The sequence below is a fragment of the Deinococcus pimensis DSM 21231 genome, from assembly GCF_000519345.1.
Taxonomy (GTDB): domain Bacteria; phylum Deinococcota; class Deinococci; order Deinococcales; family Deinococcaceae; genus Deinococcus_A; species Deinococcus_A pimensis.
This window is the reverse complement of sequence record NZ_KI912622.1, coordinates 20,995-22,950: the sequence shown is the minus strand read 5'-3', so window position 1 is coordinate 22,950 and position 1,956 is coordinate 20,995. Positions and strand designations below refer to the sequence as shown.

The window sequence follows — 1,956 nt, the reverse complement described above, 5'->3', positions numbered from 1 at the left end:
CGAGCGGCCCGAGGTGGCGCCCGACGTGGCGCTCGTCACCGCCCTCTACCAGCCCGTCCGCTACGGACGCCGCGTCACCGAGGACGACGCGCACGCCGCCGAGGCCGCCGCCGAACGGGTGGAGCGCGCCGTGCTCTCCCCCGACTCCCACATCCGCAAGGAGCCCGAATGAACGACTTCACCTCCCGCATGCTCGACAACGTCGCCACCGTCCTCGTGGGCAAGGAGGACGTGACGCGCCTCGCCCTCGCCGGGATCCTCGCCGGAGGGCACCTGCTGCTCGAGGACGCGCCCGGCACCGGCAAGACGATGCTGGCGCGCGCCCTCGCCGTGAGCCTCGGCCTGACCTTCAAGCGGGTGCAGTTCACGCCCGACCTCCTTCCGAGCGACGTGACGGGCGTCAGCGTGTACCGCGACGGCCGGTTCGAGTTCGTGCCCGGTCCGATCTTCACGGGCGTGCTGCTCGCCGACGAGATCAACCGCGCGACGCCCAAGACGCAGTCCGCGCTGCTCGAAGCCATGGGTGAGGGGCAGGTCACGGAGAACGGCGTCACGCACCGCCTCGCGCCGCCCTTCGTGGTGATCGCCACGCAGAACCCCGTGGAGCACGAGGGCACCTTCCGCCTGCCCGAGGCGCAGCTCGACCGCTTCCTGCTCAAGCTCTCCGTCGGCTACCCCAGCGAGGCGGAGGAGGCCAGCATGCTCGGACGCCTCCAGGAACGTCACCCCATCGACGACCTGCGGTCCGTGAGCGGCGCGGAGGAGCTCCTCGCGATCCGCGCGGGCATCCGCGCCATCCACGTCTCCGACGAGCTGCGCGCGTACGTCGCGGGACTCACGGCCAGGACGCGGGCTCACGCGGACCTGCTGCTCGGCGCGGGTCCACGCGCGAGCCTCGCGCTGCAGGCGGTCGCGCAGGCGCTCGCGTGGATGGACGGGCGGCCCTTCGTGATTCCCGACGACGTGAAGCGCGCCGCGCCCGGCATCCTCGCGCACCGGCTGGTGCTGCGCACGGAGGCGAGACTGCGCGGCGTGCGGCCCGAGGCAGTCGTGACGGACGTCCTCGCGTCCACGTCCGTGCCCGTCGAGGCCACCCCGACGGGCGCCTGAGGAAGGCGCGCATGACGGGTTTCCTGCTGTGGTTCGCGCTGCTCGCGGCGCTCGTGGGCGTCACGCTGCTGCTCTACCGGAGGCCGCCGGTCGTGACGCTGGAGCGCCACCTGCCCGGGAGCGTCTTCGCGGACGGGCAGTTCCGGCTGGACCTGCGCGTGCGGGTCCGCTCCCGGCTGCCCGTGCGCGTCTTCCTCGACGACTCGCCGCCGCGCACGCTCGTGCCGGACGCGATCGTGGACTTCGGCGGCCTGCTGTGGGGCGACACCACCCACGACGTCACGTCGCGCGTCACCGCGAACCGCCGGGGCGTGTACACCTGGGCGCCGCCCACGCTGCGCTGGGCCGATCCGTTCGGGCTGCGCTGGCGCTCCGTCACGCTGGACGCGCCCGCCACGAGCATCGAGGTGTACCCCGGCACGCACGGCCTCGTGCTGCCGGACCTGCTGCGGCCCCTGCTCTCCGAGGGCGCGCTGTCGCGCACCATCGGGCTGGAGGACCCCATCAGCCTGCGCTCGTGGGCGTCACGCTGCTGCTCTACCGGAGGCCGCCGGTCGTGACGCTGGAGCGCCACCTGCCCGGGAGCGTCTTCGCGGACGGGCAGTTCCGGCTGGACCTGCGCGTGCGGGTCCGCTCCCGGCTGCCCGTGCGCGTCTTCCTCGACGACTCGCCGCCGCGCACGCTCGTGCCGGACGCGATCGTGGACTTCGGCGGCCTGCTGTGGGGCGACACCACCCACGACGTCACGTCGCGCGTCACCGCGAACCGCCGGGGCGTGTACACCTGGGCGCCGCCCACGCTGCGCTGGGCCGATCCGTTCGGGCTGCGCTGGCGCTCCGTCACGCT

General features: G+C 73.8%; 2 protein-coding genes and 1 pseudogene. All 3 read left to right on the top strand.

Going from position 1 to position 1,956, the window contains the following annotated elements; all coding sequences use genetic code 11:
• The first annotated feature begins 168 nt into the window (after positions 1 to 168).
• Entirely contained in the window at positions 169 to 1,110 is a 942-nt protein-coding gene (locus DEIPI_RS0102485; protein ID WP_027480730.1) for an AAA family ATPase, read from the top strand.
• Between the two features lie 11 nt (positions 1,111 to 1,121).
• Positions 1,122 to 1,670 (top strand): DUF58 domain-containing protein, encoded by a 549-nt coding sequence (locus DEIPI_RS27960; protein WP_052351589.1) that lies wholly within the window; start codon positions 1,122 to 1,124, stop codon positions 1,668 to 1,670.
• Positions 1,628 to 1,956 (top strand): annotated as a pseudogene (locus tag DEIPI_RS38750) (DUF58 domain-containing protein); the annotation flags it as partial. The gene DEIPI_RS27960 and the pseudogene DEIPI_RS38750, both read left to right, overlap by 43 nt.

Coding starts and splice junctions, on each gene's coding strand:
- DEIPI_RS0102485 (WP_027480730.1), top strand. CDS start 169: ATGAACGACTTCACCTCCCGCATGCTCGACAACGTCGCCACCGTCCTC.
- DEIPI_RS27960 (WP_052351589.1), top strand. CDS start 1,122: ATGACGGGTTTCCTGCTGTGGTTCGCGCTGCTCGCGGCGCTCGTGGGC.